Raw genomic sequence first — 13,949 nt, forward strand, 5'->3', positions numbered from 1 at the left:
TAATCAGTTCCTCCTTTCAAATTTATTTATTTCATTATAATTTTTTAATCTACTTCTTCACCTGAAAGCGAAAACGAGTTTGAACCTATTATATGAACATTTACTAATTTTCCTATATCTGTGCTTTTACCTATAAAATTAACCAACTTACCAGTTCGTGTTCTTCCCATAAGCTTGCTGTTGTCATTCTTGCTTTTCCCTTCCACAAGTATTTCTTCTACTTTACCCTCATATAATTTATTCTTTTTAGCGGAAGATTCGTTTATGACTTTGATCAATCTATCGAATCTTTCATGCTTTATATCATCTGGAATCTGATCCTCCATTTTACTAGCTGGAGTCCCTTTTCGTTTTGAGAATATGAATGTAAAGGCAGAATCATACTGAACTTCTTTAGCAAGACTTAGAGTTTCTTTAAAATCGGATTCCGTTTCACCTGGAAAGCCAACTATTATGTCCGTGGTTATAGCAGCATTTGGAATAGTTTGTTTTATTTTATATATGAGATTCAAATATTGCTCTCTAGAATAATTCCTGTTCATCTTTTTTAAAAGTCTTGTAGATCCTGATTGAACTGGTAAATGAATATGTTCACATAATTTATCACAGTCAGCCACGGAAGATATAACATCGTCTGTAAAATCTTTTGGATGGGGAGTCATAAATCTGATTCTGTTTAGTCCTTGTATACTATTCAACCTTCTTAAAAGCTGGGCAAAATTAACTTTTGGATTTAAGTCCTTCCCATAAGAATTGACATTTTGTCCTAGTAGTGTTATTTCCTTATATCCATTATCTACTAGAAATTTTATTTCTTCTTCTATATTTTCTGGGTTTCTACTCCTTTCACGTCCTCTTACATATGGGACTATACAGTATGTGCAAAAATTATTGCAGCCGTACATTATAGTTACGAAGGCCTTTATATTGCTTTCCCTGTCAATAGGAAGACCTTCTATAATTCTATCTTCTTTTTGCTGTATTTCTATTATGGAGTTTCCACCATGCATTACTCTATTTAAATATTCAGGAAATTTATAGGAATTGTGAGTACCAAATATTATGTCAACAAAAGGGAACCTTTTTATTATGTCTTCAGCCATATTTTTCTCCTGCATCATACAACCACATATTGCTATTATCAAATTAGGATTATTTTTTTTTAATTTTCTAAGCATTCCCAGATTCCCATATACTTTGAGCTCTGCATTTTCCCGAACACAGCATGTGTTAAATAGTATTATATCTGCACTGGTTTTTTCATCAGTCCTAGTGTATCCTATATTTTTAAGCATGCCAGATAATTTTTCAGAGTCCTCTTCATTCATCTGGCATCCCCATGTCTCTATAAAAAATGTTTTTCTATTGCAATTTTTATTTTGTCTTCTGTCATCTATATAATTTAATTGTATATTCATATTAATACTCCATTCATATTGTTTTTACTATACAATTATATCCTTAATGACTATTTGTGTAAACATACATATTTTCAGTTCTATATATTGGATAAAATACGATAATTAAATAAAAACTATTTGTAATGGAACTAATAATCATAATGGTTAAGGATAAAATTACCGTATCAACAAAAATCGTGAAAACGTTATATGAAGTCCTATTAAAACTATTAAAGTAAATGCTAGAGTCCTATGAAATTTAATCCATGACCCCCTTATATTCTTGTTTATAAAAGTACCATATATACCCAAAATAAATACTATCAACATAATTACAGCTGCTACAAGTCCTGGTATTGATAATCCTCTAAAATTATACATAAGGTATAGATGTCCTACTAAAGCTATTGATGCAAATATTCCAGCAATTTTATGATATTTAACTATATACCTCATAACAAGCCTATATAAATCTTTATATTGTTTTTTATTATTTGAAAGCTTATTTATATACCTTTTGTTTATATACTTCATAAAATAATTAAATAATGCTATAGTGTAACACCACACAGCAAGCCATCCAAGCAGTCCAGCAATGCCTCTCATTTTCATTTTACCTCTCTTACGATTAATAATATTATTGATATCTTTGAATTGATAACAAATCTTCAACTCTTTCATTCATGTATTTATATGAATCATAAACTCCTTGATTATAAAATTCTGGAGCCAATTCATCTATAATAAATTCTAAGATTAGCCCTGCAGCTAAATCTCCTAATTTTTCTTCTCTCTCATTTGAAAAATAATTTTTTATTCTATCAATCATAGCTTTCTTTACTTCACTAGTTAATTGTATTTTATTTTTACTTCTCAATTATAGTACCTCCGATATCTATAACATTATAATACAGCTTTAACTGTAAGTATATTATAAAAAGGAGATGATGTCCATGTACCTTAATGTAAAAATAATAAAAGTAAGCATCCGGAGGGATTACCCCAAATGCTTACCTTGTTATAGGGAACTATTATGTTATTTGGTATGTTATTATCATATTAAATAAACTTTGTTACAATGCTGTGCCAAATTTATTAATTAATCATTTACTTTATGAACAAATACAAAATTAATCTAATTTACTTTTAAATTATATTTTATGGCGGTAAATATAATTTCAATTAAGTAGGCAAAAATAAACACAAGAAGTATAGAGATACTAGCACGTCCATAATTATAGCAAGATATGCTAGAATATATTGAATAGCCTATTCCTCCAGCTCCTACCATACCAAGTATACTTGATTGACCAAAATTTATTTCAAATCTCATTGAAATCCATGCTATAAGAGAGGTAAAAGAAGCCGGCAAAATTACACTAAAGAAAATTTGAATATCTGTTGCACCGGTAGCTTTAACTGCCTCAATAACATCAGTAGGAATCTCTTCAAAACTTTCTGAAAATGATTTGGCGAAAAAAGCACTAGAATGTAAAAAGAGCCCGAGAATTCCAGGTACTGGTCCGAGGCCCAGACAAGTAAGAAATAAAAGCACCCATATTACTGTTGGTACCGCCCTTATAAATGAACATATTGAAGTAAGTAATATTGCCAAAGGTCTATTAGGAGTTATATTTGTGGCCATAAATGCACCTAATAATAATCCTGCAAATATACTGTATATTGTTGCCAATATAGTTATTTCAATGGAATCTGCAAATCCACTTAGAATTAAATCAAAATCATCGAAATTGAATTTTGACAATTTTATAAAAATCTCACCTAAAAAGTTAAATCTTAATATAACCTTGCTCCATTCTATATTGAGATTAAAAGTAGATATTATTGAAATGAACAATATAACTATAATAAAAATTTTTAAAACCATATTATTTTGAGGATTATTTATTTTAATTTTTCCATTTGAATTCATTCTGATAATTCCACTTTGTTTTTTAATGGTTTCAATATATGCCCTTAACAAAAATCCAAAAGATGTTATAAATAGAGCTAATAATCCAACAGAAATCCCTATTCCAAAAGCCATTACGAGTATAAGCGCCCAAACTAAAGTAGGAATATTTCTCATAAAAGATCCAATTAATCTTATAATCTTATTTAATAAAGGTAAATGGAAAATTATACTTGACCCAAAAAAGGATAAGATAAACGTAAAAATAGAAGCTAAAAAAGTAGAAGCTACTGCCATTTCAAAGGTTTGAAGCAATGCCAAACTCGTTTCCTTTACTTTTGTAATGTCAGGTGGTAAAAATTCTTTGGCTATAAAGTTTATTAAATTATTGTAGTTAAAGAGTATTTCAAATGGATTGTACTGAGTAAAAAAAGTAGATGTAGCAAAAAGAATTGCTATAATAATTAAGGATAAGTTATAATATTTGTTTCTTTTTCTATCCGTTAGAGTTATGCGCTTTTTAGTTTCAAGCATTTAATTTTTCCTCCTTTTTGAGCATTAAATTATTAATAGAGGTATCATAAATATTTTCTATAATCTTATCATTAAGTAAATTAGGTAAGCCATCAAACACTAATTAGTCTTAGAAATTAACTTTCCATCAACAAAAGCTGATGTGATTACTGGGAATTCATTATTTAATTTTTCTATTATAATTATATCTGCCTTTTTGCCTTCTTCTATTGATCCTATGGTATTATCCATATTTACTGCCTTTGCAGGATTTATCGTAACCATATTAAAAATTTCATTTAAATCCATACCGTATTTTTCATTGAGGAGGAACACTGCATGAAGCATAGCAGCTGGATAATAATCGCTGCAAAGTATATCAATATAATTATTTCTTATAGCTTCTATTGCACATAAATTTCCTGTATGAGATTTGCCTAATAATACATTCGGTGCTCCTGCAACTGTATACATTCCCATACTTTTAGCAGATTTTGCAATATCTAGAGTTACAGGGAATTCACTTATCTTTGCACCGTAGTTTTTAACAATCTTCAATTTTTCAAAGCTATCATCATCATGAGAAGCAACTGAAATATTTTTCTTAATGGCTAGGTCAGCAATTTCCTTTAATGTTTCATCCGTTATTTTTTCCTTGTACTTACTGATGTCAATAATTTTTTCTATTTTTTCATCTGATAGATTTCTATAAGCTCTAAGAGTTTTTCTATATATCTCTAAATTTCTATATTGTCCTTGACCTGGAGTATGATCCATAAAAGAAATCAACTGCACCTTATCATTTTCAATATATTTTTTTATATTGTCTATTTCATTAACATTATCTATTTCAATTCTTGCATGAAATCGGTGTCTAATAAGATGCTTATTTCTGTGTATCTTATCAATAATATTGATTATTTTTTTTACATTTGCAGGATTTCTTATAGGCACATTTTCAACTCATTCCTATCCATAGTATAGTTGTTATTCCTTCATTAATTAAAATCTTTTCTTCTTCTCTTAAACTTATAGAAAAATCTATAATTGAAGTTGGTCTTGGTGCAGACATGGTCTCAATATAATCTGAGTGTATATCTATGAATCCAGGTACTATATATCCACCATTGGCATCAATTATATCCTTAAAATCATAATTTTTTATCTGTATATCTTTCTTTACTTCTTTGATTAAATCATTTTCAATTATCAGGACATATCCCACTAATATTTCATTTTCAGTCACTATTTTTCCATTTTTAATTAAGTACACTAGTTAAAGCCTCCTTTTGGATCTTAATTTATCAAGGTTATTATAAAAGTGAATATACTAATTGTTGTGTGTATGCAGATTGTGGATCTTCAAGTATTTGATCTGTAAGACCTCTCTCAATAATTTTCCCATTAAGCATGACAATGGTTCTATCTGCAAGCATCCTTATAACTCCTAGATCATGAGATACGACAATCATACTTATGCCAAGATCTCTTTGAATTTCTTTAATTAGATCAAGTACATTTGCTTGTACTGATAGATCTAAACCTGTTGTAACCTCATCTAATAATAAAATAGGCGGATTATTTGATAATGCTTTGGCAATTTGAACTCTTTGTTGCATTCCACCAGAAAAATTTTTGGGAGCTTCTTTTATTCTAAATAATGGAATATTCACTCTTTCCAGAAGGGTTTTACCTATTTCCTCCATACAGTTTACATTTCTGTGACCAGCTGAGATTAGATTTTCAGCAATATTACTATGGAAGAAAAATTCATTCTCAAGCCCTGTATAGGACTTTGGTAGACTTTCCCCAAAATATTATTTTTTATGAATCGCCTTTGCTGAGAAGATTCTGAAAATATATTTACTTTACCATTTTTGTATGTACGTATATATAACTCTCCAGAGGTAACTTCTTTATCAAAATACAGACATTCCATCATGGTAGATTTACCACTACCACTTTCTCCTACAACACCAAGTATTTCTCCTTTATATAAGTCAAAAGAAATATCCTGGCAAGCATATACCGTACCGCATTCAGAGCAAAAATTTTTTTTCAACCTATTTTTTGATTCATTACACTTCTCACAACCATTTCCAAACTGCTTATTTAGATTTAAAACCTTCAGTATTGGTTCTTCAAGAGATTCCATTTTAAATCACCACCTCAATTATTGACTAATTTATTATTCATTCTCATCAAGCAATAGCTTGTATCATTACATTGATAGTATTTTTCACCAGTTTCATTATCAATAAACTCATCAAGGTATACATTAGATGCTCCACATAACCTACATCTTTTACCTTCAAAGTTTTCCGGTTTAAATTCATAATCCTCAAAGCATAGAGAACTTACTTTAGTATAAGGAGGTACCGCATATATCTTTTTTTCTCTACCTGCTCCTAAAAGAATTAAAGCTTCGGAATAATTCATTTTATTATTATCAAAACGAGGTATAGGACTTGGAGCCATTACATATCTATCATTAACAATAACTGGATGGTCCGCACCAGTTGCCATAGTACCATATTTCATAATTCGTTCAAAAAGCATAAGCCAAACGCCACTATATTCTTTTTGATATGCTCCCTTTTAGGTAGACAAGTGAAATAATAAAAACTTGCTATCTAGAAGGGAGTATTTTCTATGTCTTTTAAACATAAATTTTCTTTTGAAGAAAAAATCCAGATTGTAACTGGATATTTGAATGGTACGAATGGTTTTAGGGAAAGTTGTCGTATTTATAATGTGAGCCAGCAAGGATTGAAAGACTGGATTCGTTTGTATAATACTTTCGGAGTCGAAGGATTAAAGTCAAGTAATTCATGCACACGTTATTCTGCAGAAGTAAAGCAACAAGCAGTGGATGATTATTTTAGTCATAGACTTACAGTTCCACAGATTCTTACCAAATATAAAATTCGTTCAACTACTCAACTACGACAATGGATTTTAAAGTATAATAGTCATGAAAAATTAAAATCTTCTGGCAAAGGAGGAACTACTATCATGACTAAAGGACGGAAAACTACTTACGATGAACGAATTGAAATTGTTCAGTATTGTATTGAACATGAAAATAATTATGCTGAAACAGCCAAAAAATATCAAGTATCCTATCAGCAAATCTATACATGGATGAAGAAATATAAGGACAAGGGTGTTGATGGGCTTTTGGATCAAAGAGGCCGTACTAAACCAGAAAGTGAGATGGCAGAACTTGAGATGCTGCGTTCAGAAAACCGACTTCTCAAGGCTCAGAATAAACGTCAAGAAATGGAGATGGCATTCTTAAAAAAATTAGACGAAATAGAAAGGAGGCGGTCCTAAGTCAGGTTCAAAACGAATCACTTTACCTTGCAATTCAAGAGACTCATGATGAAAAAGGATGTTCTATATCTGAATTATGTGAATTTGCAAATATCTCGCGTTCATCTTATTATAAATGGTTAAATCGCAAAGAAGGCAAGAATGAATTATTTAACCAGTCCTTATTACCATTAATCAAAGATGAATACGAAGAAAAAGGAGGCATCCTTGGTTACCGTCAGATGACTATAAGACTTAATCGTGAAAATGATTTTCATATAAATCAAAAACGCATTTACAGACTCATGCAAATATTAAATCTGAAGTCCGTTTGCAGAAGAAAGAGAAAGAACTATATTAAATCTACTCCACAGGTAACAGCTGAAAATGTTCTAAAAAGAGAATTTAATGCGGAAGCATTTGGAGAAAAGTGGCTCACTGATGTAACTGAAATGAAGTATGGCATAAGTAGTAAAGCATACCTTAGTGCAATTTTAGATTTAGGAGACAAGAGTATTGTGTCTTTTGTGGTAGGACACTCAAATAATAACGCTCTTGTTTTTGAAACATTTGATTTAGCACATGAACAACATCCAGATGAAAAACCTATTTTCCATAGTGATAGAGGATTCCAATATACCTCGAAGTCTTTTAAGAAAAAATTAGATAATGCAGGTATGACACAGAGTATGTCAAGAGTTGCAAGATGTATTGATAATGGACCAATGGAAGCCTTCTGGGGAATGTTGAAATCAGAAATGTATTACTTGAAATCATTTAATACTTATGAAGAACTACGACAAGCGGTCGTCGATTACATAGATTATTATAATACAGGACGCTATCAAAAACGTTTAAACTGTATGACCCCGTTGGAGTACAGGGAGTATCTCAAAAATAAAGTAGCATAAAAAATACCTCCAGCCACAAAAGAGTGACTGGAGATACAAAAACCTTATATTTTTTCATCTGTCTACTTGACAGGGAGCAGTTCAAATTATGCAGCAGCCTTTTAACCAATTTTTAAATATTTTAGATTGTTTTCTATTTAATTATGTATTTGAAGTGATCACACCTATACAAAATCTTTGTATATTCAAGTATTTTTTTTGTTTTGGCATCACAAGAATTGGTTTCCAATATCAGTAATGGAATCAAACTATGACATTTTAATATCTTTCTTTCTTCTTCTGTTGGAAATGAAACACTTAAAATACTTTTTTCTGATGTGAATTTACTGTAACCGTTATTTCTATAATATTCAAACATGGATGTTATTTTATTACCGAATTCTTCTATATTGGGAAAAGTGATTGAAGATATATAGGATATATGTAATGCCATTGGTATTTGATTTATTATTCTTAACCTTCCAATTTTATATACTTTTTCGTTGACATCTGCACCCAGTTCAATAAAAATTTTTTCATTATATTTTATTCTTTCAAAACATACATTTTGAGATAAAAAATCATATCTTTTTTTTATCATTTTTTCACTAAAACTTTTGTCACCAGATAAAATTAAATCAATAGGTTCATGTCTATGTTTTAAAAACCTTCCTTTACCCCATTTAGAATAAATATAACCCATTTCATGTAATCTTTCATAGGCCTTTCTAACAACTATTCTTGGAACTTTATAAATATCGGCTAGATAATTTTCTGATGGTAATTTATCATTGCTATTATATTTTTTATTATTGATGTTGTATATTAATTCATCTATAATTTTAGTTTCAGCATCAGTATTATCCCTCATAGATTTCACCTCAGTTTTTTATCTAAAATATTATATATAATGTTATTATACAATTCTATTATTTAACATTCAATATTTTAAAATTTATCTATTTTACAAATCTTTGCTCATATAATATCTTGTATGTCCTTTGGGAACATTTTCCAGAGCTCCAAAAATTTTATAACCATGTTTTATATAAAAATCTTTTGCTTGAAAATCAAATGTATCTAAATGCATTATATATCCATTGTTCTGTTTAGCAAATCTCTCAACTTCTTTTAATAAAATGCTCCCATAACCTTGATTTCTATAATTTTCTCTTACCCATAAAATATCTATATAACAACAGTTCCAGCAATATAACCTACTGTTAATACCTGCTATAATGTATTCACTTGAGTCTTTTATTACTCTATTTATAGGGATAAATGGTTCTTTCTGAATTAAAGGAACTTTTGATAGATTATATTTAACCAATCCACTTTCTATTAGATCCAGATCTTGTTCAGTGGCTCTTTCTATTATATAATTTCTCATATGAATTCCAACTTTCTATAATTGTTTTTGTGTTCACAAATTTAATTATAAATTAAGATATCTATAATTAAAGAACCACTGTATATATAAAAAATGTGCTAGGTGGCTCTTTAATTATATTCTAATGATATATAAAATATAATTAATGATTATTAAAGTTTAATATACATTGTATAGAATAAATAAGTATCTTTCTGGGTAAACTCCTGTTAAAAGGAGTGATTTAAATGTATGATATAAAATTCATTAATGAATTCAAGAAAAAAAATAATAATATGAGAGCAGATTGCATTTGCGATAGATCTTACTTTAGTCAATTAAAATATAATTGCATGTTTGAATTAAAATCAATTCATATTCCTACAGAAAGTATTATAAAATAGAAATATTTAGGAGCAGGGGGGCTTAATTAATGAAATTATCTAATAGAATACTAAATATGGAGTTCTCATCCATAAGAAAACTTATTCCATATGCAGAGGAAGCTGAAAAAAAAGGTAAAAAAATATATCACTTAAATATTGGACAACCTGATATAAAAACACCAGAAGTTTTTTTTAAGGCAGTTTCAAATTTTAAGGAAGACGTATTAAAATATACTGAATCACAAGGTATAAATAAATTGCAGAACAGCTTTATAGACTACTATAAAAAATTGGGAACTGAATTTACAAATAAAGAGCTCACTATAACAAATGGTGGAAGCGAGGCACTGATGATGACTTTTATGTCTATATTTGATCCTGGTGACGAAGTTATTTCTCCAGAGCCATTTTATACCAATTACAATAGTTTTGCACAGATTGCATCTACGAAAATAGTACCTTTTTTAACCAAATCAGAGAATGGATTTCACATACCTAAAAAATCTGATATAGTTGATAAAATAACGAATAGAACGAAAGCCATAATAATATCAAATCCAGGTAATCCTACAGGTATAGTATATTCAAAAGATGAACTGAGAATGCTTGGAGACATAGCAAATGAATATGATTTGTATTTAATAGCTGATGAAGTTTATAGGGAGTTTGTATACGATGGACTAAAATTTACATCTGCACTTACCTTGAAAGACATACAAAATAGAGTAATAATAATAGATAGTATATCGAAAAGGTTTAGCGCCTGTGGTGCAAGAATAGGAATTGTGGCTTCAAAAAATAAAGACTTTATGTACAATATAATGAAATTGTGCCAATCCAGACTTTGTACACCTACAATAGAGCAAATAGGTGCTGCTGCTTTATCAGAAACTCCAGAGAGCTATTTTGAAGAAACAAGGAAAAAATATGAAGATAGAAGAAATTTAATAGTTAAAGAACTAAATAATATAGATGGAGTTTTTTGCAAGAAACCAAGTGGAGCATTTTATATAATAGCAAAACTTCCAGTTGAAGATTCAGAAGAATTTGCAAAATTTCTTCTAAGAGACTTCAGTTATAATGGAAGTACCATTATGTTAGCTCCTGCCAGTGGATTCTATGCAACACCAGGATTAGGAAAAGATGAAGTGAGAATATCCTACTGTATAAATAAAGAATCTATAAAAGAAGCTTTAAATATATTAAAATTAGCTTTAGGTGAATATAATAGTATAAAAGAACAGTCAAAATGTGATAACCAGCTTTTATACTGAAAGCTATTTACCACATTTCATACTGAAGGTTTCAATTCCCAGTTATATATTTGCTTATGTATTTTGAATCCCATGGATCTATATAGATTTATAGCAATATAATTTGAACTTTTTACTTTTATCTTCATATATTTAAAATTATTTTCATAGCATATTTTTAGCAGATATTTTAAAAGGTATCTGCTATAACCATTTCCTCTATATTCCCTTACTACTCCAAAATTTACCACAACTGGTGTAGAATTATGTTCCAATATAATTTGTCCATAGCCTATAAATTCATTATTTCTTTTTAAGAAAATAGCACCCTTTTCAAAATAATAGTCTTGAAGTTCATCATAGTATATATCTTCTAAAGTTAAAGGTATTCTACCTTCATCCTCAAAGATTCTATTTTGAATGTCACAACGAAGTTGTTCGTCTAATCCTTTTTTAAATACATAAAAATTCGTTTTTTCCTTTGGTTTAAAAAACATATCTGTATCAATGTTAATTTCAAAAATTAAAGTACCATCTTTTTTTGTGAATCCTAAAGAATTTAATATATTAAAATTATTATCTTTCTTTTCACATATATAAGTTATAGGTAGATTTTTTTTTATAGAATTAACAAGATATTTATATGGCAAATACTCACTATTATAATTTTTTATAATATTCATAGCATTTATATGACAAACTTTCTTTTCAGAAATATCAAACCATATATATCCTATATAACCTAAATTATCTTTTATAAGTTTCACTTTTCTTCTTAATAGAATTTGTTTTGCAAAATTACTCTTGAGATAATCTTTAAAAAAATCTTTATTCAGTGGATTAAAATAATTTCTATTATCATTTAAATTTTGAAAACAATTTATATTTTTTTTAACCAATCCTACACATTTATACATAGTTTACTCCAATAACAAAAATAACCAAAAAGCCTCCACTTGAAATTACGAGGCTTTTATGGACTCTTTATAAATTAAATTTCATCAACTTCCTTTATGCTTAAAGCTATTTTTTCATCTTCTTTATTTACTTCCAATATTTTCGCCTTTATTTCCTCACCTATTTTTAATATATCTTCTGGCTTATCTATTCTCTTATGACTTATTTGTGATATGTGAACTAATGCATCAACTCCTGGCTCCAATTCTACAAATGCTCCAAAGCTTGCAAATCTAACAACTTTTCCAAGTACTACACTTCCTACTGGATATTTTACGTCTACATTTATCCATGGATTTTCTTGAAGTTTTCTAATTGACAGTGACAACTTCTTTTTTTCTTTATCAACATCCAATATATATACTTTTATTTTATCACCAGCTTTTAATACATCACTGGGCTTACCAACTCTCCCCCAAGATAATTCTGATACATGTAGAAGTCCATCAACTCCTTGTACATCTACAAATGCACCAAAGTCAGTCAATCTTTTGACTTCACCTTCTACTACAGTATCTTTTTCAAGAGTATTCCATGTTTCCTCTTCTTGTTTCTCCTTTTCTATTCTTAATATGTCTCTTCTTGAAGCCACTACTCTAGTACCTTTTCTTTCTGCTTTAAATTCTATTATTTTTACATCAAATTCTTTATCTGTATATATGGAAAGATCATCTACATGATATAACTCTACATGAGATGCAGGGATAAACACTCTTGCACCTTTATAATTTGCTACCAATCCTCCCTTTACGGCTTCTTTAACGACTACCTTTAGTACATTTCCACTTTCATTTGCGGCTTTTAATTCCTTATAGGCATTTTCTCTTTCAAGCTCCAACTTTGAAAGAACTACGTAGCCATCCTCATTTTGTCTCCTTATCACTTTTACTTCCAGCTGGTCTCCAGATTTAACTAATTGAGTTAAATCATCACTCTCATTTTTAGTTATCTCTGATTTAGGAAGTATTCCATCTGATTTGTATCCTATATTTAAAAATATTTCTTTGTCATTTACAGATATTACTGTACCTGTAATTTTTTCACCCAGTATTATCTGTTTATCATTTTCATCCATATAAGATAATTGCTCATTTAATTCCAAATTTTTGTCATCACTCATTTTCAAAATTGCCTCCTTTATTATCCAATCTGGTGTTGAAGCTCCTGCTGTAACACCTATAGTTTTTATTTTATTAGAATGAATTATATTATCAGGTATTTCTCCTGAATTTTCAACATGAATTGTATTATTACAATGGACCTTGCATATTTCGTAGAGTTTAGTGGTATTTGAGCTATTCTTACTACCTAAAACTATCATTGCATCAACTTTTTTGGCAATGATATCTGCAGCTTTTTGCCTGGATTCTGTAGCACTGCATATAGTATTAAAAGCTATAAATTCCTTACAATTTTTTACTACTACGTTTAGTACTTTTTGAAAATTTATCTGTTTCTCTGTAGTCTGAGAAACTATACATAATTTAGCTGGCAAGTTGTCTAAATCTGACCCATCCTTTGATATAATGGCAGTATTTTCGCACCATCCATTTATTCCTTTAACTTCAGGATGATTTTTATCCCCTATTATAAGTATAGAATAACCTAATTCATTATATTTTTGAACCTTTTTTTGGATACTCAATACATAAGGACATGTAGAATTAATTATTACCATATTTCTTCTTTTTAAAATATCAAATACGCTTTTTGAAACTCCATGTGATCGTATTATGATTATGCTGTTATTTTCTAAAGTACCTATATCTTCCAATCCAATGGGGCATATACCTTTTTTTTTCAAATTGTTTACAACATCAGAATTATGAATTAAAGGTCCTAATGTATAGATTTTTCTACCTTTATATTTGAATTTGGCATTTAAAGCCTCATCTACAGCTCTTTTTACTCCAAAGCAAAAACCAGCATTATCTGCCAACATAATTTTCATAAT

Annotated in this window: 13 protein-coding genes and 2 pseudogenes; 3 read left to right on the forward strand and 12 right to left on the reverse strand. The window is 29.1% G+C overall.

What is annotated here, in order from left to right:
• Positions 1-44 precede the first annotated feature (44 nt).
• From miaB to ACSVC9_RS07020, 8 genes and pseudogenes are all read right to left on the reverse strand, one after another.
• Positions 45-1,418 carry a tRNA (N6-isopentenyl adenosine(37)-C2)-methylthiotransferase MiaB gene (miaB, locus tag ACSVC9_RS06985; protein ID WP_446899624.1) on the reverse strand — a complete coding sequence of 458 codons (1,374 nt, stop codon included), beginning with the start codon at positions 1,416-1,418 and terminating at the stop codon, positions 45-47.
• A gap of 159 nt (positions 1,419-1,577) precedes the next feature.
• The gene (locus ACSVC9_RS06990; protein ID WP_446899625.1) at positions 1,578-2,006 is read right to left on the reverse strand and encodes a hypothetical protein; all 429 of its coding nucleotides are present in this window, start codon (positions 2,004-2,006) and stop codon (positions 1,578-1,580) included.
• Positions 2,007-2,037: 31 nt separating this feature from the next.
• On the reverse strand, positions 2,038-2,277 hold the full coding sequence (locus ACSVC9_RS06995) for a DUF2164 domain-containing protein (protein WP_446899626.1): 240 nt from the start codon (positions 2,275-2,277) through the stop codon (positions 2,038-2,040).
• 258 nt (positions 2,278-2,535) lie between these two features.
• A complete protein-coding gene (locus ACSVC9_RS07000; RefSeq protein WP_446899627.1) occupies positions 2,536-3,846 on the reverse strand; it encodes an ABC transporter permease subunit in 1,311 nt (436 codons plus the stop codon).
• Between the two features lie 99 nt (positions 3,847-3,945).
• The gene (locus ACSVC9_RS07005) at positions 3,946-4,779 is read right to left on the reverse strand and encodes an alpha-D-ribose 1-methylphosphonate 5-triphosphate diphosphatase (protein WP_446899628.1); all 834 of its coding nucleotides are present in this window, start codon (positions 4,777-4,779) and stop codon (positions 3,946-3,948) included.
• Positions 4,780-4,783: 4 nt separating this feature from the next.
• A complete protein-coding gene (locus ACSVC9_RS07010) occupies positions 4,784-5,098 on the reverse strand; it encodes a hypothetical protein (RefSeq protein WP_446899629.1) in 315 nt (104 codons plus the stop codon).
• Between the two features lie 40 nt (positions 5,099-5,138).
• Positions 5,139-5,980 (reverse strand): annotated as a pseudogene (locus ACSVC9_RS07015) (ATP-binding cassette domain-containing protein).
• 14 nt (positions 5,981-5,994) lie between these two features.
• Positions 5,995-6,411: pseudogene (locus ACSVC9_RS07020) on the reverse strand (alpha-D-ribose 1-methylphosphonate 5-phosphate C-P-lyase PhnJ); the annotation flags it as partial.
• A 66-nt stretch (positions 6,412-6,477) separates the two neighbouring features.
• Between ACSVC9_RS07020 and ACSVC9_RS07025 the strand changes: the two are divergent.
• Positions 6,478-7,161, forward strand: a complete 684-nt coding sequence (locus ACSVC9_RS07025) for a transposase (RefSeq protein ID WP_446899630.1) — start codon at positions 6,478-6,480, stop codon at positions 7,159-7,161.
• The gene (locus ACSVC9_RS07030) at positions 7,131-8,051 is read left to right on the forward strand and encodes an IS3 family transposase (protein WP_446899818.1); all 921 of its coding nucleotides are present in this window, start codon (positions 7,131-7,133) and stop codon (positions 8,049-8,051) included. Before ACSVC9_RS07025 ends, ACSVC9_RS07030 begins: the two co-directional genes overlap by 31 nt.
• A gap of 133 nt (positions 8,052-8,184) precedes the next feature.
• Here the strand turns inward: ACSVC9_RS07030 and ACSVC9_RS07035 are convergent, their stop codons facing one another.
• Together ACSVC9_RS07035 and ACSVC9_RS07040 are read right to left on the reverse strand one after the other, a co-directional pair.
• Entirely contained in the window at positions 8,185-8,901 is a 717-nt protein-coding gene (locus ACSVC9_RS07035; RefSeq protein WP_446899631.1) for a GntR family transcriptional regulator, read from the reverse strand.
• Between the two features lie 93 nt (positions 8,902-8,994).
• Entirely contained in the window at positions 8,995-9,420 is a 426-nt protein-coding gene (locus ACSVC9_RS07040; protein ID WP_446899632.1) for a GNAT family N-acetyltransferase, read from the reverse strand.
• Between the two features lie 412 nt (positions 9,421-9,832).
• Between ACSVC9_RS07040 and ACSVC9_RS07045 the strand changes: the two genes are divergently transcribed.
• The gene (locus ACSVC9_RS07045) at positions 9,833-11,059 is read left to right on the forward strand and encodes a pyridoxal phosphate-dependent aminotransferase (protein WP_446899633.1); all 1,227 of its coding nucleotides are present in this window, start codon (positions 9,833-9,835) and stop codon (positions 11,057-11,059) included.
• 17 nt (positions 11,060-11,076) lie between these two features.
• On the opposite strand, the gene ACSVC9_RS07050 is transcribed toward ACSVC9_RS07045, so the two are convergent.
• Together ACSVC9_RS07050 and ACSVC9_RS07055 are read right to left on the reverse strand one after the other, a co-directional pair.
• Positions 11,077-11,955: a GNAT family N-acetyltransferase gene (locus tag ACSVC9_RS07050; protein WP_446899634.1), complete on the reverse strand. Its 879-nt coding sequence runs from the start codon at positions 11,953-11,955 to the stop codon at positions 11,077-11,079.
• Positions 11,956-12,029: 74 nt separating this feature from the next.
• Entirely contained in the window at positions 12,030-13,946 is a 1,917-nt protein-coding gene (locus tag ACSVC9_RS07055) for a bifunctional 4-hydroxy-3-methylbut-2-enyl diphosphate reductase/30S ribosomal protein S1 (RefSeq protein WP_446899635.1), read from the reverse strand.
• Positions 13,947-13,949 lie beyond the last annotated feature (3 nt).

Source organism: Clostridium sp. LBM24168, from assembly GCF_052953915.1.